Below are 13,915 nucleotides of genomic sequence, written 5' to 3'. Positions count from 1 at the left end.
TCGAAAGACCGGCCCCGTTTTCGTTGATGCCACAGGCGTCCCGCAGGCAACGCGTTCAGCTTGGCGGGCGTCTGCGTTCCTACCCCTCGTACCGCTTGCCGCGCTCCAGCAGCGCTGGCGTGCCGATCACGACGTTCAGTCCGTCGAAATCCAGCATGCGCTCTTTCCACGGCAGCGTCGTGCCGTGGCGGTGCAGGCTGCTGTAATAGCCCTGCAAGGCATGTGCCACGGCGCGCGCCGTGCCACCGGGAAATATCACGATGCGAAAACCCAGCGCGGTCAATGCGTCGGCGCCCTGCACGGGCGTCTTTCCGCCTTCCACCATGTTCGCCAGCAGCGGCACCCGGGCGGCGAAGCGCGCACACGCGGCCTGCATCTGCTCGGGTGTGCGCAGCGCTTCGATGAACAATGCGTCGGCGCCCGCTTCCAGATAGGATTCGGCCCGGTCCAGCGCGGCGTCCAGCCCCTCAACGGCCAACGCGTCGGTACGCGCCAGTATCAATGTGGAGGCGCTGGTCCGCGCGTCCACCGCCGCGCGCAGCTTTCCGCACATCTCCGCAGCCGGGATCACGGTCTTGCCGTCCAGGTGGCCGCAGCGCTTCGGAAACGTCTGGTCTTCCAACTGGATCATCGCGGCGCCCGCGCGTTCAAAGCCCCGCACCGTTCGCTGCGTGTTCAAGGCATTGCCGAACCCTGTGTCGGCGTCCACGATGACCGGGGTGACCACGCGTTCGGTGATCCGGGCCAGCGTGTCCTCGACCTCGGAATAGGTGGTCAGCCCGATGTCCGAACGGCCCAGCCGTGTATAGGCGATCGAGGCGCCCGACAGGTACAGCGCGTCAAAGCCCGCCTGCTCGGCGATCAACGCCGATAAGGGGTCGTAGACGCCGGGCGCCAGCACGGCGCCAGCAGCCAATTGCGCTTTCAAGGGTTGTGTCATGAATATTCCTATGCAAGCGTGCGTTCAAGCAGCGCGGCGGCGGTTGCCGCGGCGATATGTCCACCCGCCACCGCGCTGAGCAGTCCATTGCCGGACAGGTAGCCGGACACGTCGTTGCCCGACACGCCGCGAGCGGCGCCACCGGCAGCCAGCAGATTGGGCAACGGGAAGCCATCGGCATCCAGCACGCGGCATTGCGCATCGATATCCAGGCCGCCTTGCGTATGGAACAGTGCGCCGGTGACCTTGACCGCGTGATACGGCGGCAGCAAACCGCGTCCGAAGCGCCGGCCGTGCGGATCCACGGCATCCGGATGGACGCCTTGGAGCGTCCGTCCCAAAGCGTCGGCGTCGCAGCCGATCAGCGCGGCCAGGTCGGGCAATCCCGCGCAGTGCCGGACCGCCTGGCCCGCTTCGGCCGCCACGAAGTCCGGGAAACCGCGCGCCAGCGCCAGGGTGCGGTCGTCGAACACGTTCCAGGCGATCCCGCCCGGCTGTGCCAGCACGTGGACCGCGGCTTCGGAATAGCCGTGCGTCTCGTCATGAAAACGCAGGCCGTTGGCGTTGATCTGCACGCCGCCATCCATCATGACGGCCCAGGAGATAAGCGCCCCCTGCGGCGTCGCCCAGGATCCATGCCCCTGGTACCCGCCCAGATCGGCCGCGCGCGCGCCCAATTGCCTGCCCCATTCGAAGGCGCTGCCGTCATTGCCGGCGTGGCCGCCGTACACGGCGCCTCGCATGGCGGGCAAATGCTCGGCCACCATGGCTGCGTTGCCGCCAAATCCGTTGCAGGCCAGGATCAACACTGCGCAGCCAATCACGTCGACCGACCCGTCGGGCCGCTCGCATCCGACGGCGGTGATGCGGCCGTCTTCGGTTGCCCAGATCTCGCGCGCCAGCGCCCGCGTCAGCAGCGTTGCCCCCGCGCCGGTCGCGGCGCGTTCCAGGGCGGCGACCAGCGCCTGCCCCGTGCGTTCCGGCAGGGCGTGCATGCGGCGCGCGGAGTGGCCGGGGTAGAGGAACCCGTCCAGCACCTGGAACGCCAGGCCGTGGCGCCCCAGCGCGTCCATGGCGGCCGCGGCGGCGCCGGTGTAGGCGGCGACCAGATGCGGCGCGGCGGTCCCGCCGGCCTTGGCCTGGATGTCGGCGGCAAAGCGTGCCGCGTCGTCATCGATGCCGGCCTCGCGCTGCACCGCGGAGCCCGCCGCCGGGATGAAGCCCGACGACAGCGCCGACGATCCGCTGGGCGTGGCATCGCGCTCGATCAAGACGGTCTCGATGCCGGCCTCCGCCAACCGCAGGGCGGCAGTCAGCCCGCACGCGCCGGCCCCGATGATGAGCACCGGCACATGCATCACGTCGCCACCCGGGACGCCGCGTTTGACGGTGGGCGCGCTCACGGGGCCAGCCTGCCCAGGAAGTCCTGGCACGTCACGATATCCGCCACCGTGCGCAGGTCGGCCAGCGCGGCATCGTGCATCGCAGGCGTGGGCGCGGCGCAGCCGTCAGCCAGCACCGTCACGTGATAGTCGCGCATATGCGCGTCGCGCGCCGTGCTTGCCACGCCGCCGTTGGTGACGATGCCGGCGATCACCACGTCGGACACGCCCGCGCGGCGCAGCACCCAATCCAGCTGCGTGTTGAAGAACGCCGAATACGCCACCTTCCAGACCGACACGTCCACCAGGCCGTCCAGCTCGGCCACGTTGGCCTGGCCGTGCGACCCAGCGGCGAAATCGCCTTTCGCCAGGAAGGGGCGTAACTGCTTCAGATGCGGCGAGATCATGGGTTCGCCCTGCGCATCGGGCCACAAGGTGAACAGGCTGGCGGCGACAAGGCCGCCTTGCGCCTTGAGTGCGCGGGCGACCGGCGCGACGCGTGCCGGCAGGACGCGCGCCTGCGGACTGACGGCGCCGCCTCGGTCATACGCGCCGCCCGGCGCCAGGAAATCGTTTTGCAGGTCGATGACAAGCAACGCGGTCGTACGGGGGTCCAAGCGGTGCATGGCGGTCTCCTAGGCGTCCCGACGGGTGATCAACAGATTGCCCAGTGCGTCGACGCGGCCGGCAAAGCCGGGCTCGATCCAGATGGTGGTGTCCGGTTGCTCAAGAATGGCGGGGCCCGCCACCTCAGCCCCCACGGGCAAGTCCAGGCGTGCGTACCGCGTGGCTTCGTGCCAATGGCCGGCGTGGAAGACCCGTTGCGTGCCCAGCGCGGACGGCATGTCCTGGCAGGTCGGCGCCAACAGCGCCAGATCGAACTTGGGACGCTGCCCGATGCGGGCATAGCGCAGATTCAGGATGCGCACGGCGATGCCGTTCAGGCTGCGGCCGAACGCCGCGCGGTAAGCGCCCTCGAAGGCGGCGGCGATACCCGGGCGTGTCAGCGCATTGCGCGCGACTTCCACGCGCACGGTATGGCTTTGGCCCACGTACAGCATGTCCAGCTCGATGCTTTCACGGACGCCTTCAAAGGTCACGCCCGCGGAGTCCAGCCGTTCCTGGCAAGCGGCCGCCAGGCCGTCGATGCGCGCAAGCAGATCGTCGGTATCCAGCGCGTCCAGCGCCGAGTTCAACGTCTGCACGCCGTCGTGCCGCATATCGGCCATGACGCAACCCAGCGCCGACGTCACGCCCGGGTAGCGCGGCACGATGCCGTGGGCCGCGTCGACTTCATTCATCATGGCGCACACGTGCAACGCGCCGCCCCCGCCGAACGGCATGTAGGCGAATTTGCGCGGATCGTGTCCCCGTTCGATCGAGACCACCCGGATCGCGCCCGCCATCTTGGCGTTGGCCACGGTCAGGATCGCCTCGGCCGCCGCATGGACGTCCAGCCCCAGCGGCCTGGCGACATGCTCGTCGATGGCGGCGCGCGCCAGGTCCGCGTTCATGGTGGCCAGCAGCCCGCCGCCCAGTGGGCGGTCGGCCGGAATGCGGCCCAGCAACACGTTGGCATCCGTGACGGTGGGCCGGGTATTGCCGCGGCCATAGCAGGCCGGGCCGGGGTTGCTGCCCGCGGATTCGGGACCGACCTGCAACAGGCCTCCCGCATCGACGCTGGCGATCGACCCGCCGCCCGCGCCGATGGTTTCAATCTGGATCATCGGCGCGCGCACCACCATGCCGAAGTCGATCACGGTCTGCGCGGACAGCGAGGCCTCGCCGCCCGCCACCAGCGATACGTCGAACGACGTGCCGCCCATGTCGCCGGTGACAACGTCGGGAAAGCCGGCGGCTCGCGCGATGGCCGCGCAGGCGATCACGCCGGCCGCCGGCCCCGAGAGCGCGGTGCGCACCGGCACGTCGCATGCCGTCTGCCGGGACATCACGCCGCCGTTGCTTTGCACGACCAGCAGTTCGCCTCCGAAGCCGTGCTCGCGCAGGTCGGACTCCAGACGGGTCAGATAGCCGCCCACCACCGGCTGCAAGGCGGCGTTGAGCACCGCCGTCGAGCAGCGCTCGAATTCACAGATTTCGGGCAACACCTCGGTCGCCGCCGTCACGTTGCCGTTGGGCCAGACGGCGCGCACGCGCGCCGCCGCCTGCGCCTCGTTGACCGGATTCGCGTAGGCGTTGACGAAGAACACGCACACCGCCTCGCAGCCTTGCGCCAGCAGCGCGCGGGCTGCCGCCTCGACCTGGTCCAGGTCCACGGGCGTGTGCACCGTGCCGTCGGCCAGCACGCGCTCGCTGACCTCCAGCCGCCGGTCGCGCGGAACGATCGGCTCGTAGTTGCCGCGCAGCCCCCAGGTCTGGGGCCGGTCGCGCCGCCGCATTTCCAGCACGTCGCGGAACCCGACCGTCGTGATGATGCCCGTGCGCGCCACTTTGCGCTCCAGCAACGCGTTGGTGCCCACGGTGGTGCCGTGCACGATGGTGGCGATGGCGCCCGCGCCGTCGGCCACCCGGGCGATGCCGTTCATGAAGCCACGCGCTTCTTCGCCGCGCGTCGACGGCACCTTGACCACGCGCGCGGCGCCGCCTGCCTCGTCCAGCACGAACAGGTCCGTGAACGTGCCGCCCACGTCCACCCCCACGACCAATCCCTGCGGGGTGTTCACTCCATGTGCCGCGCTCATGCCAACTGCTCCTTCTTGTCGTCGCCTACATAGCCCATCTTGCGGTCGTGTTCGCGCGCAGCGGCCGAACGTGCCGCCGGTTCGCCATACCCGCCGCCACCCGGGGTTTCCAGTCGCACGCGGTCGCCGCGCTGCAACTGGATACCCAGCATCTTGGAACTCATGGGTGGCGTGCGCCATTGCCCGTCCTGCCGATAACGGAAGACGTTCAATGCGGCCTCGCCGCCGCCCGCGATGCCCTTGGGCGCGCTACGCCCCCGTTCGCCGAAGATGAATGCCTCGGCGCCGTCTTCCAGTAGCTCGATTTCGTAGATGGCGCCCAGGCCGCCGCGATGGGCGCCGTCACCCGCCGAATCCGGGCGCAGCGCCCACTGCGTGAAGCGCACCGGATAGGCGGCCTCCAGGATCTCCAGCGGCGGAATGGTCGCGGTGGAAATGGGCGCATTGCCGTGGCTCAAGCCATCGCCATCGGAATGTCCGCCATGGCCGCCTCCGAAGAAGCTGAACATCACCCAGCGCTGCCCCTTGCGCGCCGCATCGCTGCGGTAGCCGGCGATGGACAGCGCGTTGATCGTGCCGTAGGCCTGCGCCATGGCGCGCTGGGGCGAGGCTTGCGCCATGGCGCAGAAGATAACGTCGATCATGCGCAGAATGGTCTCGGTGTAGCCACCCACCGGGCGCGGGCGGTCCGCCGAGATGACCAGGCCGTCGGGCAGCACCACGTCCACCGCGTCAAGCACGCCCGCATTCGCCGGCACGTCCGGAAACAGGTGCTTCAGCGCCACGTAGCACGCCGCGATGGCGGTGGCGCGGGATATATTGACCGGACCGGCGCAGGCGGGCGAGGTGCCGTTGAAATCCAGCGTCAGCCGGTCGCCGTCGATCTTCAGCTTCAGCGCGATGCGCAGGGCCACGTCGCGCACGCCGTCGTTGTCCAGCATGTCTTCGAACGCATACTCTCCGTCCGGCAGGCGCGCGATATGGTCGCGCATCAAGCGGCGCGCGCGTTCGCGCAAGGTGTCCAGCGATTCCAACACGGTGGCGTCGCCGTATTCGTCCAGCAGCCCGCCCAGCCGGCCCGCGCCCAGCTCCAGCGCGGCCAACTGACCATTCAAGTCGCCCCACAGGCTGTCGGGCAAGCGGGTGTTGGCCTTCAGGATGGCCAGCACGTCCGGGTCCAGGACGCCCGCGCGCACGATGCGCACCGGGGGGATCTGCACGGCTTCCTGCCAGCATTCAGTAGCCGCCGGGTTGTAGTTGCCGGGCACCGCGCCGCCCACATCGTGCCAATGCGCGGCCGACGCCAGGAAGCAGAACAGCCGCCCGCCCCGGAACACCGGACGCACCAGTTTGAAGTCGTTCGCGTGCGTGCCGCCTTCGTAAGGGTCGTTGAACAACCAGACGTCGCCTTCGACCATGCCGCCGCGCTCGGCGGCCGCCTTCGCCGCCGCCTTGACGGCGAACGCCATAGCGCCCACGAAGACGGGCAGCCCGGATTTGCCCTGGATCAGGGTGGCGCCGGTGGCCGCGTCGTACATGCCGTGGCAGGCGTCGTGGGCCTCGGCGATGATGGGGTTGAACGCGCTGCGGTACAGCGTCGCGTCCATCTCATCGGCAATCTGTTCCAGGCGGCCCTTCAGGACCGCCAGGGTGACGGGATCAAGCATTTTCTTCTTCCTAAAAGGTTTGACGCTGTTTCAGCAGATTCAGCAGGCCGCCGGCCCTGACCATGTCCATCAGAAAGGGGGGAACGGCCTCGCAGAGCATGTCGGCGGGGTCGGCGCCGTCCGCGCGGCGGATGCGCCCGGCGGCGGGATCGAACGCGATGCGCTCTCCTTCGACCAGCGCTTCCGCTTGCGCGCAGGTCAGCAGCAGCAGGCCGACATTGAAGGCGTTTCGGAAGTACAGGCCGTTGAACGACGGCGCGATCACCGCGGCCACGCCCAGGTGCACGAGCGCGGCGGCGGCCTGCTCGCGAGACGAGCCGATGCCGAAATTCGGCCCGGCCGCCAGTACGTCGCCCGGCCGCACCTGACCGGCGAATTCCGGCCGGACCCGTTGCAGGCAATGGCGCGCGATTTCGTCGATGCCGAATTTCATATAGGCGCCCGGGGCCAGCGCGTCGGTGTCGATGTCCGCCCCCACGCGCCAGACGCGATGCGTCCCGTTGTGGTCCGTCATGCCATGAACTCCCGCGGATCGGCGATGCGCCCGGCCACCGCCGAGGCCGCCACGGTATAGGGCGAAGCCAGGTAGACCTGCGCAGTCTCCGAGCCCATGCGCCCCTTGAAATTGCGCGCGGTCGTGGAAATGACGCTGGCGCCGTCGGGGATGGAGCCGCCATAGCCTGCGCAGGCGCCGCAAGACGTGGGCAGCACCTGGGCACCGGCCTCGCGCAGCCACTGCATCACCCCTTCCTGCTCCGCCTGCCGCTGGTCCTGGCTGCTGGCCGGCGCCACCATCAGGCGCATGCCGTCCGCCAGTCGGCGCCCGCGCAACACGCTGGCGGCGGCGCGCAGATCTTCCAGCTTGGCGCCCGTGCAGGCGCCGATATACGCCACCTGCACCGGCACGTCGCGATACTGATCCGCGTCGCGCGCATTGGCCGGGCTGTGCGGGGCGGCAACCTGGGGCGCCAGCGAATCGGCGTCGAAGTCGTGCCATTCGGCGTCCGCGTCCGCATCGCTTCGCCAGCGATCCAGGTCCAGCTCCTGCGCCACGCCCGCCTCGCGCAGATAGGCGGCGGTGGTCTCGTCGGGCGCGATCAGCCCCACCTGCGAACCCAGCTCGGCGCTCATGTTCGACAAGGTCATGCGTTCCTGCATGGACAGCGCGCGCACGGCCTCGCCGCAAAACTCAACCGCCTGGTAGCGTCCGCCATTCATGCCGTAGCGGCCGATCATGTGCAGCATCATGTCTTTGGCCGTGACGCCGGCGGCCAGCCGTCCGCGCCATCGCATCATCAGCGTCTTCGGCACCTTGACCCAGATCTGACCCGTGACGGCCACCCCCAGCATCTCGGTGCTGCCGATGCCGAACATATACGCCCCGAATGCACCGCCCGTGGGCGAATGCGAATCCCCGCCCACGCAGAACATGCCCGGGCGGATATGGCCATGCTGAGGCACGACCACATGGCAGATGCCGACCGAGTCGTACACGTTGGGCAGCCGCTGCCCCGCCGCCCAATCGCGCGCGATGCGCACGATGCGGCGCGATTCGTCGTCGGATTCAGGCACGTAGTGGTCGATGACCAGCACGATCCTGGCAGGGTCCCACAACTTGGCGCCCAGTTCCTCCAGCATGGGTTGCAGGCGCCGCGGGCCGCTGGAATCATGGAACATCGCCAGGTCCACCGCGCAGGTGACGATTTCGCCCTCGTCGACAGCGGATCGCCCGCAAGCGGCGGCGATCAGCTTCTGGGCCAGGGTTTGAGGCCGGGTCATCGCTACATCCCCAGGTAGGCGCGGCGAACGTCGTCGCTGGCCATCAGTTCCGCGCACGATCCGCTGTGGCGCACCGCCCCGTTTTCCAGCACATAGGCGCGTTGCCCGGTCTCCAACGACAGGCCGACGTTTTGCTCGACCAGCAGGATCGACAGCCCGTCGGCGTGCAACCGCCGGATCAGGCCGAACAGTTCTTCGACCATCAACGGCGACAGCCCAAGCGACGGTTCGTCCAGGATCAGCAGCCGGGGTTCGGCCATCAGGCCCCGGCCGATCGCCAGCATCTGCTGCTCGCCGCCCGACATGGTGCCGGCCAACTGCGTCAGCCGCTCGCGCAGCCGCGGGAAGATATCCAGCACCTTGGCCAGGTTCGCCGCGCGATTGCCGCGCGCACGCGTGAACGAACCCAGCTCCAGGTTCTCGCGCACGCTCAGGTTCGGGAAGATGCGCCGCCCTTCGGGCACCTGGATAAGCCCGGCCTTGACGACCTCGCGATAGTGACGCCCCGTCAAGTCGGCGCCGCCAAAGCGGACGGATCCGCCCCAGGGCCGGCATAGCCCGGAGACGGTGTTGTTCAACGTGGATTTGCCGGTGCCGTTGCTGCCCAACAGGACCACGATCTCGCCCTCGCCCACCGTCAGGTCCACGCCGCGCAACACCTCCATGCGCCCGTAGCCTGCCCGCAGGCCGGTGATTTCCAGCAGCGCGCTCATGCCGCGGCTCCCTGCGCGGCCAGCCGGGCCGCCGCGCCATGTCCCAGGTAGGCTTCCACCACCGTGGGGTCGCAGGTGACTTCGCCTGGCGTGCCCGACGCAATCAGCCGGCCCTGCGCCAGCACCCACACGTGCTCGGCCAAACTCATCACCGCGCGCATGACGTGTTCGATCATCAACACGGTGACGCCATCGTCCACCAGCCTTCTCACCACCGGAATCATTTCGTCGATCTCGCTAGGGTTCAGCCCCGCCAGCACTTCGTCCAGCAACAGCAGGCGCGGTCGCGTAGCCAGCGCGCGGGCCAATTCCAGCCGTTTGCGCCCCGCCACGGTCAGGTCGGCCGCGGGCTTGTCCAGCACCCCTTGCAGGTTGACGCGCGCGGCGACCTCTTCGGCCGCGGCCAGCGCCGCCCGCCGATCACGCAGGCGCAAATGCGCGCCCACCGCAATGTTCTGGCGCACCGTCTGGGCGCCAAAGGGCTGCACGATCTGGAAGGTTCGGGTCAGGCCCAATCGCGCCGACTCGTGCGGCGCGCGGCCCGTGATGTCCTGGCCGGCAAAGTACACCGAACCCGTGCCCGGTTTCAGGAAGCCGGACAACAGCGCGAACAGCGTGGTCTTGCCCGCGCCGTTCGGGCCGACCAGCGCGGTCAGCGAGCCTTGCGGCACGTCCAGGTCAACGTCCTGGACCGCCTTCAGGCCGCCGAAGGAGATAGACAGATTGCGGGCTTGCAGTAGCGTCTCAGACACGGGCGCGCTCCTTGCCGAACAGCTGGCCCAGCGAGCGGCCGCCGCCGCTGATGCCGCGCGGCAGGAACATCACGATCAAGATGAGCACCACGCCGTAGATCACCATGCTGATGCCCGGCAGTTCGCCGAACAGGTTGCGCGTCAGGTCGGCCAGCCCATGCAGGACGACCGCGCCCAGCACCGGCCCCCAAAGCGTGCCCATGCCCCCCACGATCGCGCCCACCAGGGCCTCTACCGACACGGCGGAACCGAAGGCGATGCCCGGATCGATGTACTGGAATACCTGCACGTAAAAGGCGCCGGCGGCGCTCATGAATGCCGCCGACAGCGCGATGCCGCCCAGCTTCACGCGCAGCGGGTTCACGCCGATGGCGCGCGCGGCGTCCTCGTTGTCGCGCACCGCCTGCAGGTAGGCGCCGAAACGCGAATGGCGCAACCAGGCCGTGGTGGCCAGCGCCAGCACCACGATAGCCAGCAGCAGGTAGACATAGCCTCGGCGCGAAGCGAACTGCATATTGGCCGCCCCTTCCTGCAACGGCACCATCAGCCCTACTCCGCCGCCCGTGAAGGACGCCGACAACGCCAGAATGCGGAACACCTCGGCGAACGCCAGCGTCACCAGCGCGAAGTACGAGCCCTTCAGTCCGTAGCGGAACGTCAGGCCGCCCACGGCCAGGCCCGCCAGCGCGCCAAACGCAATGGCCATCGGCAGCGCCAGCCAGGGGTTGATCCCCAAGTTCAGTTGGCCCAGCGCCTGGGCATAGGCGCCCACGCCGAAGAACAGCGCATGGCCGAAAGACAACTGGCCGCCATAGCCGCCCAGGATATTCCAGGCCTGCGACAACAGGGCCGCGTACAGCGACATCATCACGAAGGTCAGCAAGACGCCCGACTGAACGAATGCCGCGAAGGCGGCCAGTGCCACCCCAAATAGCGCGATTGCGCAAAGATCCCGGTTCATGCTCAGCCCCTCGCCCCGAACAGCCCCTGCGGGCGAAACAGCAGTACCGCGATGAAGATCGCGAAAATGCCCATCTGGCCCAGCGAATCGCCCAGGAACAGGCCTCCGATGGACTCCACCACGCCGATCAGCAACCCGCCCGCCAGCGCGCCCGCGAAGCTGCCCATGCCGCCCAGCACCACAATGGTGAACGCCACCAGCACGAAGCCGCTGCCCACCTGTGGGTTGACGTAATAGGCCGGCAGCAGGAAACAGGCGGCGGCGCCCAGGCAGGCCATGCCGATGCCAAACGACAGCGCATAGACCTTTTCCACGTCGATGCCCATCAGCCTGGCGCCCTGCTTTTCGCGCGCCACCGCGCGGATCGCCCGGCCCAGGTCAGTGCCGCGGAGGATCCAGAGCAGCACCGCTGCCACCGCCAGCGCGCCGAAAAAGGCAATGACCTTGGGCAGCGCGATCATGGCCGGGCCGATCTCCACGGTGGACAAGGTGTAGGCCGTGTCGATGCTGCGCGTGTCCGACTTGAACCACACCAGCGCCAGGTTCTCCAGCACGATGGCCAGGCCCAGCGTGACCAGCAGGATGTTCTCGTCCTTGCCATGGCTGGCGCGGTTGATCACGAAGCGTTGCAGCGCGTAGCCCAGCGCGAACATTCCCGCCACCACCAACGGCAAGGCCGCGTAGGGATCGATGCCCAGCCGGTCTTTCAGCAGGTAGACGGCGTACAGCGCCACCATCAGCGCGGCGCCGTGGGCGAAGTTGATGATGTGCAGCACCCCATAGATCAGGGTCAGCCCCAGGGCGATCAGCGCATACACCGCGCCGGTCGTCAGGCCGTTGAGCACGGAAGAAAAGAGGATGGCGGGATCCAGCATGCTTAGCGCTCAGGCCTTCAGCGGGAAGATGGCATCGGCCTGGCGGTATTCGGCCGGAACGATCACCTTGATGTCGCCACCGATCACCTGCGTCAGCAGCGGTCGCGCGCCCGTGTTCTGGCCGTTCACGAACCGGGTCGGCCCATACGGCATCAGGTTGTCCTGGAAGGTGCTGGCGGCCAGCGCGTCGATGATGGCGGCGCGGTCGGCGGACTTGGCGCGCTCAAGGGCATCGGCCAGCAACTGCATCGAGACGTAGGTCATGAAGACTTCATAGCTGAAGTACGCGCCCTTTTCCTCGACCCGGGCTTTCAGCGGCGCCACGCGCGGATCCTTGGGGTTGAACCAATGGTTGCAATCGATGATGCCATTGGCGATGTCGGGGAATTCCTTCAGGAACTTGTAGCTGGACGCCGCGCCTCCCAGCACCGAATAGATGGCCTTGGGCGCCACCTTCTGCTGCTTCATGGCGCGCAACAGCAACGCGTACTCGTTGTAGTAGTTGGCGGGGATGACGATGTCCGGATTCACCGACTTCATGCGCAGCACGATATTGTTGAAGTCGCGGGTGGGATTCGGGTGCTTCACCACGTCCTTCACCTCGAAGCCGTGCTGCGGCAACGACTTCGACAGGAGCGCCGCGGTGCCGGTGCCGAACAGCGAGTCCTCGTGCACGATCATGACGGTCTTGGCCGGCTTGCCGGCGGCGTCGTTCAACGCCGCCAGGTCGGTGATGGCGCGTTCGCTGCAGGCGCGGTAACCGGGGCCGAAGCGGAAGGTGTTCTTCAGGCCGCGCTCCACGATCTGGTCGGCCACGCCTACGTCCACCACATGCGGCAGGTTGTACTTGGCGGCGGTCTGCGTCGTGGCCAGGCAGATCGCTGACGCATACGCGCCGACGATGGCCGACACCCCCGCCTCGTTCATCTTCTCCACTTCGGCCGAACCGGCCTCGGGACGGGACTGCGCGTCGCCCAGCACGGCCGCCAGCGGCGCGCCGCCCAGCGACTTGATGCCGCCGGCCTTATTGATGTCTTCAATCGCCAGCAGCGCGCCCAGGCGGCATTGCTGGCCCGAATACGCCAGCGCGCCGGTCACGGGGTGCAGCACGCCGATCTTCACGGGCGTGGCGCCCTGCGCGCGCGCCACCCAGGGCGCGGATACCAGGGCTGCCGCGGCGGCGGATCGATAGAGAAAGGTGCGGCGCGAATTCATGGGAGATCTCCGAAGGGTTCAATGAAATTGGGCCGACAGCTCTTCGCTGACCCAGACCTTGGCGTCGATGCTGCCGACGCGCGACAGCTGCAATTGGTACTGATAGCGGTCGGGCCGGTACAGGCCCTGCAACAGCTGGACGGGGCGGTCGTTCACGTCGCGCACGACGCGGGTGACCGCCAGCAGCGCCGAGCCCACCGACACGTCCAGATGGCGCGCCACCTGCGCATCGGCCAGCTTGGCCGAAATCGTCTGCGTGGCGCCGCCGAACTCCACGCCCGCGGCCTCCAGCAGCATCAGTAACGGCTCGCGCTCCAGGTCCGCACGCGTGAAGTCGGCCACGGCCTGCGGCACATAGGTCGTGATGTGGGAAAGCGGCCCGGCCTCGGTGCTGCGCACGCGCAGGCTCTTGTGGACCGGCGTGCCGGGCGCGATGCGCAACGACTCGGCCACGGCCAACGGCGCGGATACCAGCGTGCTGTCCAGTACCTGCACCGACGTACGCAGGCCCATGTTGACGATGTTTTCCAGCAGCCCGGTCAGATGCGCCTTCTGCGGCGCGTTGGGCGCGGGCGCGGCCTGCGGGCTGGACGCCGCGCGCAACGGCCACGTCCCCAGACCGGGACGCCGAGACACCAGCCCGTCGGCCACCAGCATCTCCAGCGCTTTGCGGATGGTGATGCGGGCCACGTCGAACTGGTCGGCCAGCGCGTGCTCGCCCGGCAGCCCATCCTGATCGAACCTGCCCTCTTGCAACTGCTCACGCAGCACAAGGTAGATCTGATGGTATTTCGGCAAAGGTAGTGAAGTTCCCATGTCGGGAACTCTAGGGGTGTCCTAATGTACCGTCAACGGAACAAATGACGCGGCGGGCTGTTCCATCGGGAAAACACTGAGCCAAAAAAAAGGCCGCGCAATGCGGCCTTGTG

13 protein-coding genes are annotated in these 13,915 nt (G+C 68.2%); all 13 read right to left on the bottom strand.

From position 1 onward, the window contains the following. Positions 1–79: 79 nt before the first annotated feature. The 13 genes from ACE039_RS03155 to ACE039_RS03095 are packed head-to-tail and all read right to left on the bottom strand — an operon-like array spanning position 80 to position 13,802. The gene (locus ACE039_RS03155; RefSeq protein WP_485821668.1) at positions 80–940 is read right to left on the bottom strand and encodes an isocitrate lyase/PEP mutase family protein; all 861 of its coding nucleotides are present in this window, start codon (positions 938–940) and stop codon (positions 80–82) included. Positions 941–948: 8 nt separating this feature from the next. Continuing rightward, complete coding sequence (locus ACE039_RS03150) at positions 949–2,343, bottom strand: FAD-dependent oxidoreductase (RefSeq protein ID WP_485821667.1); 1,395 nt, start codon at positions 2,341–2,343, stop codon at positions 949–951. After that, entirely contained in the window at positions 2,340–2,948 is a 609-nt protein-coding gene (locus tag ACE039_RS03145; protein WP_448712415.1) for a cysteine hydrolase family protein, read from the bottom strand. Before ACE039_RS03145 ends, ACE039_RS03150 begins: the two co-directional genes overlap by 4 nt. Before the next feature lie 9 nt (positions 2,949–2,957). After that, positions 2,958–5,024 carry a hydantoinase/oxoprolinase family protein gene (locus ACE039_RS03140; RefSeq protein WP_485821666.1) on the bottom strand — a complete coding sequence of 689 codons (2,067 nt, stop codon included), beginning with the start codon at positions 5,022–5,024 and terminating at the stop codon, positions 2,958–2,960. Continuing rightward, complete coding sequence (locus ACE039_RS03135) at positions 5,021–6,691, bottom strand: hydantoinase B/oxoprolinase family protein (RefSeq protein WP_485821665.1); 1,671 nt, start codon at positions 6,689–6,691, stop codon at positions 5,021–5,023. Before ACE039_RS03135 ends, ACE039_RS03140 begins: the two co-directional genes overlap by 4 nt. A gap of 10 nt (positions 6,692–6,701) precedes the next feature. Then, a complete protein-coding gene (locus tag ACE039_RS03130; protein WP_448712422.1) occupies positions 6,702–7,205 on the bottom strand; it encodes a LeuD/DmdB family oxidoreductase small subunit in 504 nt (167 codons plus the stop codon). After that, complete coding sequence (locus ACE039_RS03125; RefSeq protein WP_105559832.1) at positions 7,202–8,470, bottom strand: 3-isopropylmalate dehydratase large subunit; 1,269 nt, start codon at positions 8,468–8,470, stop codon at positions 7,202–7,204. Before ACE039_RS03125 ends, ACE039_RS03130 begins: the two co-directional genes overlap by 4 nt. Before the next feature lie 2 nt (positions 8,471–8,472). After that, a complete protein-coding gene (locus ACE039_RS03120) occupies positions 8,473–9,183 on the bottom strand; it encodes an ABC transporter ATP-binding protein (protein WP_485821664.1) in 711 nt (236 codons plus the stop codon). Further along, positions 9,180–9,935, bottom strand: a complete 756-nt coding sequence (locus tag ACE039_RS03115) for an ABC transporter ATP-binding protein (RefSeq protein ID WP_448712424.1) — start codon at positions 9,933–9,935, stop codon at positions 9,180–9,182. Before ACE039_RS03115 ends, ACE039_RS03120 begins: the two co-directional genes overlap by 4 nt. Continuing rightward, complete coding sequence (locus tag ACE039_RS03110) at positions 9,928–10,896, bottom strand: branched-chain amino acid ABC transporter permease (RefSeq protein ID WP_485821663.1); 969 nt, start codon at positions 10,894–10,896, stop codon at positions 9,928–9,930. The genes ACE039_RS03115 and ACE039_RS03110 overlap by 8 nt, the downstream gene beginning before the upstream one ends. A gap of 2 nt (positions 10,897–10,898) precedes the next feature. Beyond that, positions 10,899–11,771, bottom strand: a complete 873-nt coding sequence (locus ACE039_RS03105) for a branched-chain amino acid ABC transporter permease (protein ID WP_105559828.1) — start codon at positions 11,769–11,771, stop codon at positions 10,899–10,901. A 9-nt stretch (positions 11,772–11,780) separates the two neighbouring features. Then, positions 11,781–12,986 carry an ABC transporter substrate-binding protein gene (locus ACE039_RS03100; protein WP_485821662.1) on the bottom strand — a complete coding sequence of 402 codons (1,206 nt, stop codon included), beginning with the start codon at positions 12,984–12,986 and terminating at the stop codon, positions 11,781–11,783. A gap of 18 nt (positions 12,987–13,004) precedes the next feature. After that, entirely contained in the window at positions 13,005–13,802 is a 798-nt protein-coding gene (locus ACE039_RS03095; RefSeq protein ID WP_485821661.1) for a GntR family transcriptional regulator, read from the bottom strand. Positions 13,803–13,915 lie beyond the last annotated feature (113 nt).

This window comes from Achromobacter maghribensis, assembly GCF_057334215.1.
This window is presented reverse-complemented; position numbering and strand designations above follow the sequence as displayed.

Excerpts from the sequence above, each read along its gene's own strand:
- ACE039_RS03135 (WP_485821665.1), bottom strand. The coding sequence starts at position 6,691 with ATGCTTGATCCCGTCACCCTGGCGGTCCTGAAGGGCCGCCTGGAACAG.
- ACE039_RS03095 (WP_485821661.1), bottom strand. The coding sequence starts at position 13,802 with ATGGGAACTTCACTACCTTTGCCGAAATACCATCAGATCTACCTTGTG.
- ACE039_RS03120 (WP_485821664.1), bottom strand. The coding sequence starts at position 9,183 with ATGAGCGCGCTGCTGGAAATCACCGGCCTGCGGGCAGGCTACGGGCGC.
- ACE039_RS03155 (WP_485821668.1), bottom strand. The coding sequence starts at position 940 with ATGACACAACCCTTGAAAGCGCAATTGGCTGCTGGCGCCGTGCTGGCG.
- ACE039_RS03130 (WP_448712422.1), bottom strand. The coding sequence starts at position 7,205 with ATGACGGACCACAACGGGACGCATCGCGTCTGGCGCGTGGGGGCGGAC.
- ACE039_RS03125 (WP_105559832.1), bottom strand. The coding sequence starts at position 8,470 with ATGACCCGGCCTCAAACCCTGGCCCAGAAGCTGATCGCCGCCGCTTGC.
- ACE039_RS03100 (WP_485821662.1), bottom strand. The coding sequence starts at position 12,986 with ATGAATTCGCGCCGCACCTTTCTCTATCGATCCGCCGCCGCGGCAGCC.
- ACE039_RS03110 (WP_485821663.1), bottom strand. The coding sequence starts at position 10,896 with ATGAACCGGGATCTTTGCGCAATCGCGCTATTTGGGGTGGCACTGGCC.
- ACE039_RS03105 (WP_105559828.1), bottom strand. The coding sequence starts at position 11,771 with ATGCTGGATCCCGCCATCCTCTTTTCTTCCGTGCTCAACGGCCTGACG.
- ACE039_RS03145 (WP_448712415.1), bottom strand. The coding sequence starts at position 2,948 with ATGCACCGCTTGGACCCCCGTACGACCGCGTTGCTTGTCATCGACCTG.
- ACE039_RS03140 (WP_485821666.1), bottom strand. The coding sequence starts at position 5,024 with ATGAGCGCGGCACATGGAGTGAACACCCCGCAGGGATTGGTCGTGGGG.